Below are 17,838 nucleotides of genomic sequence, written 5' to 3'. Positions count from 1 at the left end.
GGGGCATCCCTACGGGTGTGGACACAAAGGCTTACGGTAGGCCGCAGGAGGCAGCTTCTGTACGGCGGCGGGCGGCAGCGTCTCGTCGCCCAGGATCTGGCAGAACCGCTCCATCAAGCGTCGGGCCCGGTCTGCCGGTACGGGTGCGGCGGAACCAGTGGCGGGTACGGGGATCTTGCCGACCGGGTCGCCGCCGGCCGGGGTTATGAAGCCGTTCATGCTCTGCCCGTCGGTGAGGAACACCGTGGGGCGGCTGTCCGCACCGAGCAGTGTGACGTCCCGCCAGGGAGTGGACACCTGGACGATGCCGGGCTTCGCCGAGCCCCGACCGCCGAGTGGGATGTCGCCGATGGCCTGGTAGGCCACGGTGCGCGAGCCCCGCGCGGTGACGGCGACACCGGTGACGGTCTGATCGTCGGGCAGGTGCCGCTGCGCCAGCCGTCTGCCGCCGGGCAGCGCGTACGTGGTGACGGTGGTGTGCGTGTGGAACCCCTGCGTGTGAGTGGTGGCCGTGGTCAGGACGGCTCCGTCCGGGCTGATGTCGTAAGGGGCTGCGCCATCCAGTCCGTCCAGTGTGAACAGCGTCCGGCCCGGCGAGGGCGGCTTGTTCAGATCCCACGAGCGAACCGACATGACCAGCGAACCGGACATGCCCTCCGTGAGGTCCTGGCCGACGACGACGAGGCCCTGTCCGTCCGAGGTGAAGGAGAGCCGGCTGACCTGTGTGTCAGGGCCCGGCAGAATCTTCTCGATCTTGCCGCTGGGCACGTCCCACACGATGAGGCGGCCGCCCAACCCCATGACTCCCGTCAGTGCCACCATCCGCTTGCCCGTGGGGTCGAAGGCGAACTGCGCGTACTGGGTCGGGATACGGGTCCCGGTCGGTACGGGGACGCTCGGCAGTGAGGGCCCGCCCGATGGCATGGTCGGCCACGGATCACCCTGGTAGGGGCGTTCCAGCAGGCGCACGACCCGCCCGGCCCGTACGTCGTACAGTTCCACGCTCGGCCCCCTTGGGTCCGGCGGGCCGGTGGGGGTGGACGTCAGGGAGAGGGGTCCCGCCACCATCGCGATCAGTGATCCGTCGGGGCTGACGGCCATGGTGTCGGCCCGTTTGCCGATGGCCTCCCTCTCGGCGGTGTTCCCGATACCTGTCCACACAGTCGGCTTGCCGTCGGCCGCCCACGAGGCGACCACCCGGCCGTCGGCGCTCACGGCCGGCCGGCCGTTCGCCGTGATCGACGTCCCCGACGGTGTGTATAACGGCACCAGAAGATCGGCGGAACCGAATCGCCGGTACATCTCGCCGAGCAGCGCACGCGTGTCGGGGTTGTCCTGGGTGCGGTAGGCGCGCAGGGCGAGCAGCAGCGCGGTGTACCGGTCGCCGTGGTCCGGGTTGGACTCCAGATCCCGCGACTGCTGTGCCAGGACGCCCGCGGCCACGGCCGCCGACTGCCGTGCCGTGTGCGCCTCCGCCCCGTATCGCCACGCCCAGGTGCCCACACCCGCCGTCAGCATCATGACCACGGCGACCCCGGCAGCGATGATCCGGCGATGGCGGGCACCGGAGATGCTCGCGGTGATGAAGTCGATCTCCGCGGAGCCGAGTTCGTCGGCTCGGGCCCGCCGCCAGTTCCGGGCGTCCCGCAGGTCGGCGCCGCGCAGCAGGCGCGTACCGGTACGCTCGTCCCCCTGCCACAGCCCTACCCGGCGTCGCAGGTCCTCCTGCCAGCGGCGGAACCCCTGGTCCGCCGCGGCGAACTCGGCCAGTCGTGCCCAGCGGGACAACAGCGCCTCGTGCGCCAGTTCCACGGTCTCCACGGGCTGCGCACCGCCCGTACGCAGCTCCTCACCCGGCACGAGAAGACGCGTGGTGAGCAGGCGTTGGGCGATCCGCCACTGAGCCGGGGGCAGTTCGGTACGGGCGACCACTCGCCGGGTCGGGGAGGTGCGGGCGCCTCCGGGAAGGACGAGCTGGACCAGCAGGGCGCGCGCCTTGCGCCGCTCCTCCTCGTTGAGTGCCGTCCATACCTGCTCGGCGTGGTTCGCCAGGGCCGCGCCGACCCCGCCCAGTGACTGGTAGTGGGCGTGGCCGATGACGCCGTGTTCCTTGCGCTCCCAGAGTTTGGTGAGGGTGAACTCCAGCAGCGGCAGTCTGCTGGGGTCCGGGCCCAGGTCGGTGAGGAGCCGGTTGACCAGCCCCTTCTCGTAGCGCACACCGACGCCGCTGAGCGGCTGTTCGACGGCGGCGCGCACTTCGTCGTCGCGCATCGGTCCCAGCATAAACAGCCGGCTGTCGTCGAGCAGCGGTGCCAGTGCCGGGTGGTTGAGGGCGGGGGCGAGGAAGTCGGCGCGCAGGGCGATGACGGTCTGCAGGCCGGCTCCGGGATCCAGGCAATGGCCCAGTGCGGCGGCGAACGCGTCGAGATCCGTGTCCTGCTGTCCGTTGACCGTGCGGACCAGCGCTTCCTCGAACTGGTCGGCGATGACCAGGAGCTTGCTCTTGCCCTGCTGTTGCAGGATCCGCTCCACCACGGCCGGCATCCGGCCGTCGCGCAGCAGCTGTGTCAGCTGGGGCACCTGGGCCATGCGGGCGGTCTCGCCCAACCGCGGTTCGAATGACGGGAGAAGGGCCACCGCGAGCGCCTCGAGCGGGGCCTTGCCGGGCCGGAACCGCACGATCAGGAGGTCCTCGCGGGCCCGGAGGCGGGGTAGTACACCGGCGTTCAGCAGTGAGGACTTGCCGCACCCGGAGGCGCCCACCAGCGTGACCCCCGTGGCGACATCCAGCCGGTCCACGATCCGGCCGGCGGGCTCGTCCCGCCCGTGGAACAGCTCCGCGTCGCCCTCCTGGAAGGGGCGCAAATCCCGGAAGGGGCACGGTCCCTGTGCCGCCTCGCGCAGGGGCGGCCAACACTCGTGAAGCCTCTCGGTGGGGATCAGGTACGCGGCGCGCCGGCCGGGCCGCTCGTCGGCGGTGACGACCATCCCGACCACACCGCCGAGGGCCAGGTCCCAGACCGGGGCCCCGGAGAATCCGCGTCCGACCTCGTACTGGCTCGCCGGGTCCGTGTCGTATTGGAGCCACCCGGTTGCCTGCCGGCCCTGCAACACGCCGACGCTCCAGACACCGGCGTCGTAGTCCGCCGGGAAGCCGAAGGTGCGCACCTGGCGGCCTGGTGCGGCTCCGTCCTCGACCAGCGATGCCGCCACCGCGCCGGGCGGGGGTGCGGTGAGCAGCCGGAGGACCGCGATGTCCCCGGACTCGTCCGGCTGTGTGGGCGTCCACTGCTCGACCCGGGCCTTGAGGACCCTGCCGCGTGCCACCAGCGGGAAGTCGAGCCTGACAGGGGCGTCCGGAGGCTCCACGGCGTCCTCGGGTAACCTCAGGGCGGCGGCGACCACGTGGGCGCATGTCAGCACATCACGTTCCGCCGTCAGAAATCCGGAACCGACCGGCTGGCCCTGCGCGTCGAGGATCCGGACCACCGCCGCGTCCGTGGGCACCGCACTGTCCGCCTCCACCGGCACCCCCGCCTCTGCCTCACCGCAGCCAACTCCTTTTGAATCTACACGAGTTCAGAAGTGGACGGATGGGGCTGGAGCGCTGGTCCACCGTGTCTTCACAGCTCTGAGGTTCCTCAAGAACGAGCCCGGCGCCGCGGATTTCTACTACGGCGAGATGCAGACGCTCCGCCTGGACACACGACATCCCCTTCGGCGAACGTATCCTGCTGCACGCCTCCTGGCTCGTCTCCGGCTACGACCTGCGCGCCTCCCGCGGCCAGGCCTGTGGGGTTCAGAAGTGACGTACAGTATCTGACCAGGCAATTTGCGACTCCTGGCGATCATGACAGGCTCGGACCGCAGGGCACTGCGCATGCTCTACCCGGTCTTCCTCCGACTTCTCGGACTGTTCCTGCTGCCCTGCCGCTCGCAGCAGACCGAGGACGCCGAGCTGCTCGCGCTGCGCCACGAGAACGCGGTGCTGTGCCGCCTGCTCGGCGTCCGGCCACTCCTCGCCTGGCCGGACCGCGCCGTGCTCGCCGTCCTCGCCCGGCACCTGCCCTCCCTGCTGCGTCGATACCTGTGGGGCTCGGAAAGTCATCGCCGCAGGTCAAGTGGCGAACCGGTACTCGTTGATGGCGCCACCGAGGATGCGGGTGCGCAGGAGTCTGGGGCCGTCGAGGTCGTGGACGGTGGCGGGCTGCCCGGAAGAGTGAGGGGGTCGTTGATCTCGGGCCCGGTGAGGTCGGTGCGTGTTGTAGTGCTGTTCGAAGTCGGCCAGGACTTGCCGGGCGTGGGCCTCGTTCATGAGCAGGACGTGATCGAGCGTCTCGCGGCGGACAGTGCCGATCACCCGCTCGCAGTGCGCGTTCATCCGGGGCGCCCGTGGCGCGCTGAGCAGCACCTCCATGTCCTCGGTTTCGAAAACGGCGTCGAAGGACTGGTCGTACTTGGCGTCGCGGTCACGTAGCACGAAGCGCAGCGACTCCACGCGCGTGTCGAGTTGGTCTGCCAGATTGCGGGCCTGTTGCGTCGCCCAGGCCCGAGTGGGGTGGGCGGTGAGGCCGGTGATGTGCAGCTTTCGGGTGCCGTGTTCCAGGAAGGCCATGGCGTACAGGCGCTTTCCAAGCATGGTGTCCACGTGGAAGAGGTCGGCTGCGATGATCCCTTGGGCTTGGGTGGTCAGGAACTCACGCCAAGTGGGGCCGGGCTGGCGTGGCGCCGGGTCTATGCCCGCGGCGTTCAGGATCCCCCAGACCGTGGACGGTGCGAGGAGATACGACCTCAAGGGGCCCAACGGGACCCCGAGAATTGAGTTCACCATTCCAGTCGACAAACTTGAAAGATTCAATGAGTTGACCCTGAACAAGACATGGATCGCCATTAACGGGGGTGGGTGACGCGATGATCCGGGACCACGAAGAACTCGACGTCACCATCACACTGGTCAGCCCGGTCGGTGTGATGGTGGACATGGGAGATGCCGAGGGGTTCATTGATCTCAGAAAGCATCCCTCTTGGTGGGGTGACGCGGATTCCCCCAAGATCGGCGATCGACTGCACGTAGTCGTGCTGGACGATTCCAGAACCCCACCCCGCCTGAGCGCACTCAAGGATGACATCGAGATTGCAAGGCGCATCCGATCCGAAGGCTCGTGACCCCGCACGAAATCCTGGAAGGTGGTGGACTGGATGTACGACTTTCAGTCCGAGCCGATCAGATTTACAGCGAGATCGGCGATAGCGGATCCGAAGTCCGAAAGGTGCAGGAATTCCTCGAAGGCGTAGGCGGCGCGAGACAGGCCAGGCGCAGCAGCACGACAGATCATGATGCCGCTGATGCCTGGTGCCGGCGAAGCCTCTGACATGGTCGGAGCATGGGGATCGGGTCCCGATGGGGATGACTTGTCGGCACCGACAGTGTGGCTCACGGCCTCTCACGTGCCCTGCTCAGTCGTGCGGGACTTCCTCGATCACGGTCTCCTTGAAGCGCCATGAGCCTCGGCTGCCCGCCGCACCGCGCGCAGGCCCATCTCCCAGGCGATCCGCGCGGCTCGGCGCTGCGTCAGGTCGGGGTAGGCCTCGGGCTGCGCCTTGATGTAGCCGCGGCGGTCGGCGGGACACGTGTGCAGGGCCTCGCGGAGCTTCTCCTCCTGCTCTTCCTGTGTGGTGGTGTTGCCGGTGACGGCCTTGTACGCCTTGCGCATGCCGGCCGACGGCCTTCCGTCGTCCCGCCGCCTCGTGGCGTCCGATCCCCGCCATGTCATCCAGCCGACGGCACGGAGTGCGGCAAGCGCGAACGCTGCGCCTGACGAAAATCCCGTCCATACAGAGCCAAGGATGCGGATGCGGCGGGTGGCGTGTTCGATGGCGGCGAGGATGTACTGGTGCTGCCCGGTCAGGGTGACGGTCTCGATGAAGTCGATGGCCGGCAGCGCGTCGGCCTGGGGGCGCAGGAAGGCGGCCCAGGTGGTGGAGGCTCGGTCGGGTGCGGGGTCGATGCCCTCCTGGTTGAGGATCTCCCTGACGGTCACTGGCCAGGTGAATCAAAGATCTGGACATCGCCGAGTGGGATCACCGCACCTCGTCGCTCCTCGAGGACAAGGGCGCCCAGGTGTACCGGATGCGCACTCCGTGGTCGTGGAGCCAGGTGGTCTCGCGGTTCCGGAGTTCGTGCGCGGACTCCGGGGCGATGGCGCTGGGCCAGCGGACGAGTACCGCGGAGACGTGGCCTGTCTGTACCAGCTCCCTCACACGCTGCCACCCTCTGCGCTGGGCCGGGTCGGGCTCACCGTACGTGTCGGTGACGACCTCGGCGATCGTCAGTCCGCGCTCCTGGGCGAACGCGTGGCCTTCTGTCTGAGCGCACTGTGTGGCCGCCCCGCGCGCACCCGGTGCTCGGTCCGCGCATACGTACAGCACGACGGGAGGAGCGGTTTCGCTGTGGGGGGTCATGGGCGCCTTCTGTAGGTCGATCGAGGAGAAGGGGTTCCTCGCCGCGTGAAGGGGACGTAACGGGGCCGTGCGGTGCCGACGGCGGTCTCTGCCGTTGGACGGGGGAACTGCTGACCTGCTGCGCAGCAGGCCGGGCCTGGCCACGCCGCATCCGGGCTGTCGCTGCCGGGGTTGGCGCCACATGCGGCGCCGGCCGGTGCCCATGGCGTCAGGGGCAGGTCGTCAACTCTGCCCGGACGACCTTGCCTTCGGCTCGCGTCGAGCGTGCGGAGCCCCAGCGGTCCGCGAGTTGCCGGACGAGTAACAGGCCTCGCCCGCTCTCCTCGCCGGGGTCCGCATGGTGCTCGTGCGGGCGGACCGGGGTGCGGCCGTCGTCGTGGAGTTCGATACGCAGGCGCCGCTCGTCGGCGGTCAGCGTGAGGCCAGAGGCGGGAGTCAAGGCCGGGGCTGAGGGTGTGGGCAGAGTCACGGATGTCGCCTTCCAGTGCCGTCCGGGGGGCGGGCGCGCTGTGGGGACGCGGGCCGCAGCTCGAGCGGTGAGAGGCAGGCGCTGTGCGGTGGGGTGCCGACGACGGCATCAGCAGCACGCGTCCCGTCCGGGCCGGATGCTGCGTCAGAGCTGTGACTTGACCGCTCACATGTCAACTATGCGCGTGGTCGTGCTCACGCTGCAACCGACTCCCTGATAATTTCAGAAGTCGGTTATCACCCTGGCGTCCTCATCAAGTCACTGCAAGAATGGTGTTGTTGGTGATCCCTCAGGAGGTTGGGCGTGAGTGAGGCCCGTTCCGGCACCAGCGCGCCGACAGTCCTGCGCATGATCCTCGGCCGCCGGCTGCAGGACCTGCGGCTCGGTGCCGGTGTCTCGCTGGAGGACGCGGCAAAAGCACTGCGCGTGAAGACTCTGACGATCCGTCGGCTGGAAAAGGCCGAGGTCGCGCTGAAGCCTCTCTACGTGGAGAAGCTCCTGGAGACCTTCGGCGCGGACCGCCAGGAGATCGACGAGTTCGTCGACCTGGCCGAGCAGGCCAACGAGCCCGGCTGGTGGCACTCCTACCGTGACGTCGTCCCCAGCTGGTTCACTGCCTACGTCAGCCTGGAGACCAGCGCCCAGACCCTGCGCACCTATGAACCCCAGTACGTCACCGGCCTTCTGCAGACTCCCGACTACGCGCGCGCCGTGCTGCGCGGCGGGTTGCCGAACGGCAGCGAGGAGGAGCTCGTGCGCCGCGTGGAGCTGCGGCTGCGCCGCCAGAGCCTGCTGGAGCGGGAGGACGCCCCCACGTTGTGGGTGGTCATGGAGGAAGCTGTCCTGCACCGGGCGGTGGGCAGCCCTGACGTGATGCGGGAGCAGATCGAGCGGCTCCTGGACGTGTCCCAGCTCGCGCATGTCAGCCTCGACATCGTGCCCTTCACCGCGGGTGCGCACGTCGGGGCGTGTGCTCCGTTCACGTATTTCCGGTTCGAGGAACCCGAGCTGCCCGACATCGTCTACAGCGAACTCCTGTCCGCCTCCGTCTACCTGGACCAGCGCGCGGACGTCGGCGCCCATCTCGAGGCGCATTCCCGTATGGCGCTGCTGACGTCGTCCGAGGACAGCAGGGCGCTCTTGAACCGCATGCGCAAGGAGTACTCATGACGATCGCCGACGAGGGCATCTACAACGGGATGCCGGCCCGCAGTCTCGGGGAACAGGGCTGGGAGCGGCCTTGGAGCGGGCCGAACGGCGGTCTGTGCGTCGAGGCGAAACAACTCGCCGACGGCCGCGTGGCCGTACGGCACTCGACCGACCCGGCCGGACCGGCGCGGATCTACACGCCGCAGGAGATCGCCGCGTTCGTCCGCGGGGTCACAGAGGGCCTGGCCGATCACTTGGCCGCCGGGTGAACCGGCGGCGGGCAGAAGGGACGACGACACCGGTCCCGTTCCTGGCCTGCGGGCCGACAGACACACGCATGAAGGGGAGAACATGACCACCAGTCAGGCCAGCCGGAATCTCGACACGAGCAGGGCGCACTCGGCCCGGATGTACGACTACTTCCTCGGCGGCAAGGACCACTTCGAGGTCGACAAGGAGGCCGCCCTGGTCGCCGCCAAGGCCCACCCCGGCCTCCCCGTGACCGCGCGCGAGAACCGGGCGTTCATGCACCGGGCTACCCGCGTGCTGGCGCAGGAGTACGGCATCCGCCAGTGGCTCGACATCGGCACGGGCATCCCGACCGAGCCCAACCTGCACCAGGTCGCCCAGTCCGTCGCGCTCGACGCCCGCGTCGTGTACGCCGACAACGACCCCCTCGTCCTCAAGTACGCCGAACGCCTCATGCGCAGCACGACGCAGGGACGCACGGCCTACATCGAAGCCGACGTCACCGACCCCGATGCGCTGATGAGCGCCGTGGAGGACTCCGACATCCTGGACTTCGACCAGCCCATCGCCCTCTCCCTCAACGCGCTCATGCACTTCGTCACAGACCCGAACGACCCGTACGCCATCGTCCACCGGCTGCTCGACCCGCTCCCGACGGGCAGCGCCCTTGCCATGAACCACTGCACGCCCGACTTCGATCCCGTCACCTGGAACAAGGTCGCGGAGGCCTACACCAACGCCGGGTCTCCGGTGCAGTTCCGTTCGCACAGCGACGTCCGCCGTTTCTTCGACGGGCTCGACCTGATCGAACCCGGCATCGTCTGCTGTCACCGCTGGCGGCCCGCCGGACCCGCCGACGGTACGGAGATCGCGGACGCCGAGATCAGCCTGTTGGCGGGCGTAGGCATCAAACGCTGACCGGGGTCAGGCCGACAGTCCGGCCGGCTGGGCACTCGCGCCCGCAGCGCAGTTGACCAGGGGCAGCTATGGGAGCTGAGGGAGCTCGAGACTCACAAGGTTGTCCTCGAGGGCAGCGCGTAGTTCCTCGGGCCGCTGGGCGAGCCGCGTCGGGTGCGGCCCAGGGCTCCCCGGAGGCGTGAGGGGGTCTCTGATCTCAGGCCCGTGGGGTCGATGCGCGTTGTAGTGCCGTTCGAAGTCGGCGAGGACTTGCCGGGCGTGGGCCTCGTCACGAGCAGGACGTGGCCGAGGGATGCGGCGGCATGCTCACGACTACCGCTTGCGGCCTGGCCGGCACGGATGAGGTACTCGGCAAGCGTAAGGTCAGGACTTCCGTCGGACCGGCAGCTGACGTGGGCCGCGGATGAGCATGCCGTGGCGCCAGGTCAGGGCGGCCGGGTGGGTGTCGAGGGCGAGGTCGGGGCAGCGCTCCAGCGCGGCTCGGATCGCGACCCGAGCCTCCGTGCGGGCGAGCGGCGCTCCGAGGCAGTCTGTCGATCCCCCTCGGTCCTTGCGACTTCCGTACTGGCCCATACGAATGATTCACCGGCGCCGCCGGGTGAACGATGGCACTGTGTGCCCCAAGTCGGCGCCAGGCAGCCGCTCGCGACCATACGTTGACTCGTGTGTCGCTGAGCTACGCCTTTGTGAACCTGAAGCCCGGAGTGGGAAAGACGACCAGCGCAGTCTGGTTGGCCCACGCGCTTCACGAGTCGGGTATCCCACCGCTACTGGTCGACAGCGACCCCGCTTCCTCCGCGCTGCGCTGGAGCGAATTGGCAGGTGGCTTCCCGTTTCCTGTGGTCGCTCTTCCGGTGGGTGATGTGCACCGGCGCGTGAACGACTTCCTGGGCGACCGGCAGGCCGTCGTATTCGACGCTCCGCAGCTGGAGGACCATGCGCATATCGCCCGCAGCATCATGAGGTACGCAAGCGAATGGATCGTGCCGGTGACTCCGGCTCCCATCGAGCTGGATCGCATGGCGCCCATCGGTGGGGAGATGGGCGACGTACAGTCCTTGCGCGTCCAGCCGGCCCACGCCGCCGTTCTGCTGAACCGAACGAATCGTGCCGAAGCCACGCGTACCGGCCCTGACGCCGATGCCCGGGAAGCTCTCACCGAGCGGGGATTCGACGTGTTGTCCACCCACATTCCGCGGCTCGACTTGTACGCCCAGTCATTCGGAATTCCGGTGGAGGTCAAAGGCTCGGCGTACATGGACCTCGCAGACGAACTCATCAAGCGACAGGACAAGGCATGAATCAGCGGAAGGACACCTACCGAGCCGCATTGCAGCGCGGACCGGACGCCGTCGTACCGCGTCCCGTCAAAGTCACTCAGCTGCACACCCGATACGTGCGGGTGACCATCGAGCTCGACTCCGGCTTGCCGCGTGACCTCGTGCAATGGGCAGGGTCAACGGTGTCCGTGATGGTGCGGGCCGGCGCCGCTGTCCTGCGACCCCCGAGAAGCGCCCCGTAAACCGGGTGACGCAGTCGTGCGTGAACCGGCCTCCGCTCGCCCACTGGCTTGACTGCGCCGGGTGATCTCGCTGGGTGGCGGAGGCCCGGAAATATGCGCCCCCTGGATGCCGGTTCTCATGGGGAGGCAGCGAGGGCACCCGGCGGATCTTGGAGCTTGAGTCGCCCCTGCGCGAGTACGAGCGTATCGTCAGCGATCAACTCGCCCTTCGGACACAAACCATGAACACCACCTTGTGCGGGTCGAGCTGAGTCTCGGCCCGCACAAGCTTGTTGTGCGGGGTGGTCAGGTCTCGTGGCCGAGGGCGACGCGGTCGACATGGATTGCTGTCCTCCACCGACCCAGGGCTGTCCGGGTAGCTGATCCCGGCACGGCGACGGCGGGCTCTTCGCCCTCGCTGAGCGGCTGTTCGCCGACTGGGCGGAACCCCGCTCCGGCCGGGTGGCCGACACGGATCAGGGCGCGACCCCGGATCCGGCCGTTGACGGGCTGGATCCGGGGGCCTGGTGCGACGGTGGTCAGGCGATCTGCAGCAGCTGCGGGACGATCACCTGTCGGACGTGGTCCTGGACGGTCTGCATCGGGATGCGCTGCGCTTCGAGGACCACGGTGCCGTGCGGAGCGGCGTGCTGACGCACCGGCGGACGGGACTCCCACTCGACGCCGCTGCCGACCAGGACGGCGATGAACCGGCCGGTATCCAGCAGTGAGAAGGCCTCCTCGTCGCGGGTCACGCCGACCGCGTTGAAGCCGTTTGCCTCGATGATGTCAGTGGAGGCGTCGACCAGATGCCGCTCGCGGCCGAGCACCAGGACGTTCTTCTCGTTGCTCATGCCGTCACCTCGGTGGGCTCGGTGCTCACGGCGGCAGTGTCGGCGGGCCGCGAGTGCTTGGGCAGGGTCAGGAAGCCGGCGGCGGCGATCACCAGGATGCCGGCGTCCAGTAGCAGGACGGTCCGGAAGCCCGAGGAGTAGCTGACCGAGTCGGCGCGGGCGATGGCCTCGCCGAACGCGGCGGCGGCCTTCGGGTCGCTCTTCAGGCAGCTGGCCGGGACTTTGCTCGGGTCGACGGAGTCGGCGCGCTCCCGCACGCAGGTGCGGAAGTCGCCGAGCAGCTGGTCCTGAGAGGCGACGCCGGCACCGCTGAGGGCGGACTTCAGTACCGGGGTGGCCTCGGCGGTGGCGTCGCCGGCCGAGGTGCCGACCTGGGCGAAGAAGATCACGCCGGTCAGGGCCACGCCGAGCGCCATGCCGAGCTGCTGGACGGTGTTCAGCAGGCCGGAGGCGTTGCCCGCCTGCTCACCGGGGACCTGGCCGAGGAGCAGATCCAGGGTCGGCGCGACGATCAGGCCGAAGCCGATTCCGGAGACGACGTGCACCGGGATGATCTGCCAGGACGCCAGGCTGTGGCCGTAGTGGGCGACCAGGACGGCGAAGGCGATGAAGCCGATCGCGTTGACGATGCCGCCGGCCACCAACACGTTGCGGCCGAACTTGGGGACCAGCTTGTCGGGGGCGTTGCCGGCGCCGATGCCGACACCGATGGCGAAGGTGGCGGCGGTCAGGCCGGCGTGCATCGGCGTCCAGCCGAGGCCCTGCTGCAGGAAGAGCGTCCAGACGAAGAAGAACCCGCCGACCGCGATCCAGAACAGGAACCACATCGCCATGCCGACCGAGAACGACCGGGAGCGGAACACCCCGAACTCGACCAGTGCGGAGCCGACCTTGGCGAAGCGGCGCCTCTCGTAGGCGAGGAAGACCGCGAGCAGCACGAGGGCACCGGCGAGCATGCCGTAGGTCCAGGCCGGCCAGCCCAGGCGGCGGCCCTCGGTGAGCGGGTAGACCAGCAGCACCACGGCGGCGAGGGCCAGCGGCATGCCGAGCAGGTCGAGCTTGGGGCGCTGCGGGGCGCGGGACTCGCGGATCACCAGGGCGCCGGCGATCAGCGCGGCGATCCCGACCGGGACGTTGACCAGGAAGATCGGGCGCCACTCCCAGCCGAACAGGTCCCACTGCACGAGCAGCCCGCCGAGGGCGAGGCCGAAGACGGCCGAGGAGCCGGTGACAGCGCCGAAGATGGCGACCGCCTTGCCCCGCTCCCTCGGCGGGAAGACCACGTGCAGGATCGCCAGGATCTGGGTGACCATCAGGCCGGCCGCAGCACCCTGGAGGAACCGGGAGACGATCAGCATCTCGGGATTGACCGCGACGCCGCACAGCAGTGAGGCGACGGTGAAGCCGGCCATGCCGATCAGGAAGACGCGCTTGCGTCCGAAGATGTCGCCGAGCCGGCCGCTGAGGATCAGCAGGGCGGCGAAGGAGAGCACGTACGCCGCGATCACCCACTCGATCTGGGCGTAGTCGGCGTGCAGGTCGTGCTGGATGCTCGGGACCGTGACGTTGACGACCGTCGTGTCGACCAGGTCCATGAATCCTGCGATCAGGACGACCGCGAAGGCCAGCCGGCGCTTCGGGTCGGGTGCGGCGCCACCCGGAGTTTCCTGCGGCGGGGCGCCGGGCGTGGTTGCGGAGATGTCTTGAGTCACGGAGACCAGTATGCACTTCGAGTGACTATCCCTCAAGGTGATAATTCAGCGGGGGTATCATGGTGCCCGTGAGTACCCAATTGCTGTTCGACCACCCCGCCTGCGTGATGACCCACCTCAGCGCCCACGTGCAGGAGCAACTAGTCGACGTGCTCGCGCCGCTGGGCATCCACCCCCGCCAGTTCGGCCTGCTCAACCTGCTGATCGAGGAGGACGGCCTCAGTCAGCACCAGCTCGCCGGCCCGCTGAACGTGCACCGCAACGTGATGGTCGGCCTGGTCGACGAGTTGGAGCGGCGCGGACTGGTGGAACGCCGTCGGCATCCCACCGACCGCCGCGCCCACGCCGTCCACGTGCTCCCGGCCGGCCGCAGCCTGCACGCCGACGCCGAGGCCCTGGTCAGCGGCTTCGAGGACCGGCTGCTCGGCGGGCTGGAGCCGGACGAGGCGCAGACCTTCGTCACCCTGCTCAAGCGGGTCTTCATGCACGCCGGACTCGACCACGACCTGCACCCCGGACTCGTCGCGTCTGGTCCGTCCCTCACCGAGCGCCGCTGACGTCACCGGTTCCCGGGCCCGGTGGTGCCCGGACGAACGCGAAGGGCCTGCCCGGCGGATCGCCGGACAAGCCCTTCTCCCGGTCAGGCGCGGCCGGTCAGCCGGTCGGTGACCAGGTCGGCGGTGCGCAGGGTGTAGGAGTTGATCAGGTTGAGGCTGGTGTGCGCCTCCCTGGGGTGCACCTCCAGCGTGTGCCGGCCCGACCAGGCCCTGTCGAGGTCGTACAGCCCCTCGATCGGGAAGATGTCGTCCAGCGCGCCGGACACGCTCAGCACCTCGGTGGCGGGCGCCGGACCGGGCTCGATCGCCAGCTCGTCGAAGCGCGGCTGCAGGTCGGTGCCCCGCCCGACGCCGAAGGCGAACCGGAAGTTGTCCTTCAGTCGACGCGGCAGGCCGTCGAACTTGGCGAGCGCGGGCCCGCCGCCGAAGTTGACGACGCACCGGAAGTGCTCGCCGAGTTCCCGGGCCACCCGCAGCGCCAGGTAGCCGCCGAAGCTGATGCCGGCGAAGGCCAGCCTGTCGGCGGCGATCCCCGGCTCACTGCGCAGCTTCTGCAGCAACTCGGCGACCACCCGCTCCATCTCGACCAGCACCGGGGTGCGGCCCAGCCACAACCCCTGGCCCGGTCCTTCGAAGAGCACCGCGGCGATGCCGCGCTCCAGATAGGCCTCGGCCAGCGCCACCACCTCGACCTCGGTGGCCGAGTCCAGGCCGTTCGAGAGCACCACCGCGGGCAGCGGCTCGCCCGATGCGCGCATTGCCTCGGTGCGCAGCACCCAGTAGCTCGCGCCGGTGCCGGGCAGCGACCCCTCGGTGACCTCGAGGTCGGTGCCCGCCAGACTGCCCAGAAAGCAGTCCCGGATGCGCTGCCGCAACCGCTGCTTGACGACCCGGTCGTCGAAGTACTGGAACTCCGCCCAGTGGTAGGCCGCCGCGGCGCCGCGCAGTGCGCGGCCGCGTCCGGCCACCGTGCCGGATCCCTCGGCGAGGGCGGTGTAGCCCTCGGCCCGGGCGGTCCAGCGCTCGCGCCAGAGGTTCCAGAACCCGGCAGAGGCGAGGTCCAGGTCGTCGGCGGGGAAGTCGTCCAGGGCCGCCGCGATGTCGCCCCAGTGCACCTGCGGGGCGTAGCGCGCGTTGAGGAACATCAGCCGCGGGAAGAGGTAGCCGAGCGCCCGGTACACGTGCTCGGGTACCCGAAGGCGCTCCGTGGTCTCATTCATCGGAGCCGCCCTTCAGCAGCACGACCCGGGCCGGGTCGACGGCGGCGGCAACCTCGCCGCGCATGATCTTGCCGTTGGCGCTGCGGGCGAACGGCTCGGGGGTGGCCCAGATCCGGTCCGGCCACTTCTCCGGTGCCAGCACGCCACGCAGTGCGGCGGCGACCAACTCGCGCAGCTCCTCGTCGCCGCGCAGGCCGATCGGACCGCACAGGCAGACGACCGGCAGCTCGTGCGGGCCGTTCGGGTTCGGCAGGCCTGCCAGCACCACCTCGTCCGCGCCCGGCGTGCCGGCCAGCACCGCCTCGATCTCCTCGGCGTAGATGCGGTGGCCGTTCTCGCTGAGCAGTACCCCGGCGAGCCGGCCCTTGAGGACCAGGTCGCCGTCGGGGCTCCACTCGGCGAGATCGCCGGTGCGCAGCCACCCGCCGACCGGCTGGACCACACCGGTGGCGACGTCCACGTAGCCCTCCATCACCGAGTCACCGCGGACCAGGATCTCGCCGACGCCGTCCGGGTGGCCGGCCACCGGCTCCAGGCGCACCTCCAGGGAGTCGTCGGGCCGGCCGATGCAGTAGACGTGCTTGAGGTAGCGCGCCTCGGCATGACCCTGCTCGGCCAGGAAGCAGAACGGGCCGTAGGTCTCGGTCAGCCCGTAGCCCTGGATCCAGTCGCAGCGCGCCAGTTCGCGGCCCTGTTCGAGCACCGCCCGGGGAACGGCAGCCCCGCCGTAGGAGACCACCCGCAGACAGGACAGATCGTCCTCGCCCGAGGCCGCCGCGGACACGAACTGCTTGAGCGCCACCGGGCGCAGCGCCAGGTGCGTAGCCCGGTGACGGGCCACCTGGGCCGGCCACTGCCCGGGGTCCGGGGTCTCCGGGAAGACCACGGTGCCGTCGTGCAGCAGCGCACCGAAGGAGTTGATCACACCGGTGGTGTTGTTCATCAGGCCGGTCATGAAGATCCGGGCGGTCGGGCTGTAGCCCATGGTCCGGGTGACCCAGCCGATCCGGGCGCAGATGTGCGCCTCACTGATGCTGATCGCCTTCGGCCTGCCGGTGGTACCACTGGTGAACAGCACCAGGAAGTGCTCCACCGGCTCGGGGTGGAGCAGTTCCGCCTCCGCCTCGGGCGCCTCGCCGGTGGGCAACGGCAGCTCCACTACGGTGGCGCAGCGCTCACGCAGCACGTCCAGTCCGGCCCGGTCGCGCTTGAAGTGCAGCACCACGTCGGGCTCGGCGGCGTCCGCGATGGACAGCCATTCGGACAGCGCCGCCGCGTGCAGGCCGTACGGCATCAGCAGGTGCAGACCGAGCGAGCTGGCTGCGGCGAGGAAGAACACCGCCTCCGGCCCGTGGTCGAGCAGCGCCAGCACCCGCCGGCCCGGGACCAGGCCTCGATCGAGGAGTTCGGCCTGGGCCCGGGCCACCTCGTTGCGGACCTGGCGCCGGGTCAGCGAGCGCTCACCCGCGACCATGCACACCCGGTCGGGCTCGGCGTCCGGCGCGAGGGCGAGGCCGGCCAGCTTCCGCGTCGGGTTCATCGGCGCCGCACCACCGATGCCGCGTACGCGCACGACGCCTCCATGGTGGCTCGGCTGTTGGCGCCCAAGGTGTCGCGGACGTGCGCGCATGCCTGCTCGAAGGTGGTGCCCGCGCCGAGCGTGACCGGAACCGCGGCCGGGTCGACCGCCACGGTGTGGTGGGAGACGATCGCGGTGCCGCCGGCTGACCTCTCGAACTCCCACAGACCGCTGTGCCCGGACAGCAGGGCGGGCAGCACGGTCTGCTTGTAGGAGATCCGCTCGCCGGGCACGCACAGTCGGATCGAAGCGGTGGTGTGGGTGCGGCCGTCGGAGGTGAGGGTGTCCATCTCCATCACCTGCGCGCCCGCCGGGTCCTCGGTGAGGTCGACCCGGCCGACGTGCGGCAGCCGCTCGGGCCACAGGTCGCAGCGGTGCACGAAGTCGTACACGTCGGCGGGGTCCGCGCCGGGCGCCACCACCCGGTCGCTGAAGGAGAAGACCAACTGGTCCAGCGGATGCGGGCGTTCGGCGAAGTCGCCGAGCGCGGTCAGCTCCTCGACGCTGTTGCGGTCCACCGCCCGGGCGATCCACTCGAGCGCCTGAGGGTCGTCGTCCACGGCGCTGAAGGCGTGGGTCAGCACGATCCGGGTCCGGCCGTCGTCGGCCGGGCGGAAGGACCAGTCGCCGGACATCGCGGCGACCGGCGCGGTGGACTGGTCCTGCCGGAAGGAGATCCGCAGGGCCCGGGGGTCCAGGGAGCGGCGGGAGGTCCAGGTCGCCATCGTGCCGTTGGTCCGCGCCCACAGCTCGATCCGCTCGTCGGCGCCGTGCTGCTCGATCTGCCGGGCCCGCACGCACGGACCGAGCAGCACCGGCCAGCGGCTGACGTCCGCGACCAGCGCGTACAGCCGGTCGGCGGGGGCGCGCACCACCCTGCTGTGCTCCATCTCTCGGGTGAGCGGGCTCATGCGGCCGCGGCCTCCTTCGCGGAGCGGACCAGTTCGGCCAGCTCGCGTGGTGTGCGGGCGCCGAAGAGCAGTTCGTCCGGTATCAACACGCCGAACTCGCTCTCGATCGCGGTGGCGGTCTCCATCAGGGCCAGCGACTCGTAGCCGAGCGCGTCGAAGGAGGTGTCGGCGAAGTCGGCCTCGGAGACCCCGGATTCGGAGGCGCCGGCGCTGGCGACGATGACACGGCGGATTTCGTCCACGGTGATGTTCACAAC

Annotated in this window: 19 protein-coding genes and 1 pseudogene; 6 read left to right on the top strand and 14 right to left on the bottom strand. The window is 69.7% G+C overall.

Annotated features, from left to right (window positions below; all coding sequences use genetic code 11):
* Positions 1-9 precede the first annotated feature (9 nt).
* The 3 genes from ABZ642_RS00200 to ABZ642_RS00190 all read right to left on the bottom strand — a co-directional run bounded on the left by ABZ642_RS00200 (position 10) and on the right by ABZ642_RS00190 (position 4,795).
* Positions 10-3,507, bottom strand: a complete 3,498-nt coding sequence (locus ABZ642_RS00200) for a trypsin-like peptidase domain-containing protein (RefSeq protein ID WP_360474553.1) — start codon at positions 3,505-3,507, stop codon at positions 10-12.
* A gap of 292 nt (positions 3,508-3,799) precedes the next feature.
* Positions 3,800-4,063 (bottom strand): hypothetical protein, encoded by a 264-nt coding sequence (locus tag ABZ642_RS00195; RefSeq protein ID WP_360474550.1) that lies wholly within the window; start codon positions 4,061-4,063, stop codon positions 3,800-3,802.
* 54 nt (positions 4,064-4,117) lie between these two features.
* Entirely contained in the window at positions 4,118-4,795 is a 678-nt protein-coding gene (locus ABZ642_RS00190) for an integrase core domain-containing protein (protein WP_360474548.1), read from the bottom strand.
* 116 nt (positions 4,796-4,911) lie between these two features.
* Between ABZ642_RS00190 and ABZ642_RS00185 the strand changes: the two genes are divergently transcribed.
* The gene (locus ABZ642_RS00185) at positions 4,912-5,166 is read left to right on the top strand and encodes a hypothetical protein (protein WP_360474545.1); all 255 of its coding nucleotides are present in this window, start codon (positions 4,912-4,914) and stop codon (positions 5,164-5,166) included.
* Between the two features lie 44 nt (positions 5,167-5,210).
* Here ABZ642_RS00185 and ABZ642_RS00180 read toward each other — a convergent pair whose 3' ends face one another.
* The 4 genes from ABZ642_RS00180 to ABZ642_RS00165 all read right to left on the bottom strand — a co-directional run bounded on the left by ABZ642_RS00180 (position 5,211) and on the right by ABZ642_RS00165 (position 6,901).
* A complete protein-coding gene (locus ABZ642_RS00180; protein WP_360474542.1) occupies positions 5,211-5,375 on the bottom strand; it encodes a hypothetical protein in 165 nt (54 codons plus the stop codon).
* A gap of 105 nt (positions 5,376-5,480) precedes the next feature.
* On the bottom strand, positions 5,481-6,041 hold the full coding sequence (locus ABZ642_RS00175; protein WP_360474539.1) for a hypothetical protein: 561 nt from the start codon (positions 6,039-6,041) through the stop codon (positions 5,481-5,483).
* 40 nt (positions 6,042-6,081) lie between these two features.
* A complete protein-coding gene (locus ABZ642_RS00170; RefSeq protein ID WP_360474536.1) occupies positions 6,082-6,462 on the bottom strand; it encodes a hypothetical protein in 381 nt (126 codons plus the stop codon).
* A 208-nt stretch (positions 6,463-6,670) separates the two neighbouring features.
* Positions 6,671-6,901 (bottom strand): ATP-binding protein, encoded by a 231-nt coding sequence (locus ABZ642_RS00165; protein WP_360474534.1) that lies wholly within the window; start codon positions 6,899-6,901, stop codon positions 6,671-6,673.
* Between the two features lie 333 nt (positions 6,902-7,234).
* Between ABZ642_RS00165 and ABZ642_RS00160 the strand changes: the two genes are divergently transcribed.
* The 3 genes from ABZ642_RS00160 to ABZ642_RS00150 all read left to right on the top strand — a co-directional run bounded on the left by ABZ642_RS00160 (position 7,235) and on the right by ABZ642_RS00150 (position 9,247).
* Entirely contained in the window at positions 7,235-8,101 is an 867-nt protein-coding gene (locus tag ABZ642_RS00160; protein ID WP_360474532.1) for a helix-turn-helix transcriptional regulator, read from the top strand.
* Positions 8,098-8,349, top strand: coding sequence for a DUF397 domain-containing protein (locus tag ABZ642_RS00155; RefSeq protein ID WP_360474529.1), 252 nt, complete (start codon positions 8,098-8,100; stop codon positions 8,347-8,349). Before ABZ642_RS00160 ends, ABZ642_RS00155 begins: the two co-directional genes overlap by 4 nt.
* Before the next feature lie 82 nt (positions 8,350-8,431).
* Entirely contained in the window at positions 8,432-9,247 is an 816-nt protein-coding gene (locus tag ABZ642_RS00150) for an SAM-dependent methyltransferase (protein ID WP_360474522.1), read from the top strand.
* Positions 9,248-9,610: 363 nt separating this feature from the next.
* Here ABZ642_RS00150 and ABZ642_RS00145 read toward each other — a convergent pair.
* A pseudogene (locus tag ABZ642_RS00145) lies at positions 9,611-9,775 on the bottom strand (cytochrome P450); the annotation flags it as partial.
* A gap of 137 nt (positions 9,776-9,912) precedes the next feature.
* Between ABZ642_RS00145 and ABZ642_RS00140 the strand changes: the two are divergent.
* Entirely contained in the window at positions 9,913-10,548 is a 636-nt protein-coding gene (locus ABZ642_RS00140; protein WP_360474519.1) for a ParA family protein, read from the top strand.
* Positions 10,549-11,287: 739 nt separating this feature from the next.
* Here the strand turns inward: ABZ642_RS00140 and ABZ642_RS00135 are convergent.
* Both ABZ642_RS00135 and ABZ642_RS00130 read right to left on the bottom strand, forming a co-directional pair.
* Entirely contained in the window at positions 11,288-11,602 is a 315-nt protein-coding gene (locus ABZ642_RS00135) for a hypothetical protein (protein ID WP_360474516.1), read from the bottom strand.
* The gene (locus tag ABZ642_RS00130) at positions 11,599-13,314 is read right to left on the bottom strand and encodes an MFS transporter (RefSeq protein ID WP_360474513.1); all 1,716 of its coding nucleotides are present in this window, start codon (positions 13,312-13,314) and stop codon (positions 11,599-11,601) included. Before ABZ642_RS00130 ends, ABZ642_RS00135 begins: the two co-directional genes overlap by 4 nt.
* A 68-nt stretch (positions 13,315-13,382) precedes the next feature.
* Between ABZ642_RS00130 and ABZ642_RS00125 the strand changes: the two genes are divergently transcribed.
* On the top strand, positions 13,383-13,871 hold the full coding sequence (locus tag ABZ642_RS00125; protein WP_360474509.1) for a MarR family transcriptional regulator: 489 nt from the start codon (positions 13,383-13,385) through the stop codon (positions 13,869-13,871).
* A gap of 83 nt (positions 13,872-13,954) precedes the next feature.
* Here ABZ642_RS00125 and ABZ642_RS00120 read toward each other — a convergent pair whose 3' ends face one another.
* Genes ABZ642_RS00120 through ABZ642_RS00105 form a run of 4 tightly spaced genes read right to left on the bottom strand, consistent with a single transcriptional unit; the run spans position 13,955 to position 17,835 of the window.
* Positions 13,955-15,091, bottom strand: coding sequence for an alpha/beta hydrolase (locus ABZ642_RS00120; protein ID WP_360474506.1), 1,137 nt, complete (start codon positions 15,089-15,091; stop codon positions 13,955-13,957).
* On the bottom strand, positions 15,084-16,664 hold the full coding sequence (locus tag ABZ642_RS00115; RefSeq protein WP_360474503.1) for a long-chain fatty acid--CoA ligase: 1,581 nt from the start codon (positions 16,662-16,664) through the stop codon (positions 15,084-15,086). The genes ABZ642_RS00120 and ABZ642_RS00115 overlap by 8 nt, the downstream gene beginning before the upstream one ends.
* A complete protein-coding gene (locus ABZ642_RS00110) occupies positions 16,628-17,581 on the bottom strand; it encodes an aromatase/cyclase (protein WP_360474500.1) in 954 nt (317 codons plus the stop codon). Before ABZ642_RS00110 ends, ABZ642_RS00115 begins: the two co-directional genes overlap by 37 nt.
* Positions 17,578-17,835, bottom strand: a complete 258-nt coding sequence (locus ABZ642_RS00105) for an acyl carrier protein (RefSeq protein WP_360474497.1) — start codon at positions 17,833-17,835, stop codon at positions 17,578-17,580. The genes ABZ642_RS00110 and ABZ642_RS00105 overlap by 4 nt, the downstream gene beginning before the upstream one ends.
* Positions 17,836-17,838: the final 3 nt, after the last annotated feature.

Origin of the sequence: Streptomyces sp. NPDC007157, assembly GCF_040634235.1 — a bacterium.
In the GTDB taxonomy this organism is placed as follows: Bacteria; Actinomycetota; Actinomycetes; order Streptomycetales; family Streptomycetaceae; genus Streptomyces.
Note: the sequence above shows the minus strand (reverse complement) of the source record. Positions and strands in the feature narration are given on the sequence as shown.